Annotated in this window: 1 pseudogene; it reads left to right on the top strand. The window is 38.1% G+C overall.

The window, feature by feature from the left end:
* Nucleotides 1–202, top strand: a pseudogene (locus QMZ64_RS23150) (right-handed parallel beta-helix repeat-containing protein); the annotation flags it as partial.

Here is a 202-nt window from a genome sequence, read left to right as displayed (position 1 = left end):
ACGTTTATATCGCCCATAATCATTTTGGTAAATCTGAGCTGTTGGGCGGCTGGGGTTCTGCGATAGGAAATCACTATTCTGTTTATGATATTTTCCAAAAAAACATCACAATCTTTGACAATACGATTGAAGACTGTGGCTTTGCAGGGGTAAGAACGTTTAAATGGGGCGAAGTTAAGATTTTAAACAATCGATTTAAGCG

It is taken from the genome of Bacillus sp. LB7 (assembly GCF_030449715.1).
In the GTDB taxonomy this organism is placed as follows: Bacteria; Bacillota; Bacilli; order Bacillales; family Bacillaceae; genus Bacillus; species Bacillus paralicheniformis.
This window is presented reverse-complemented; position numbering and strand designations above follow the sequence as displayed.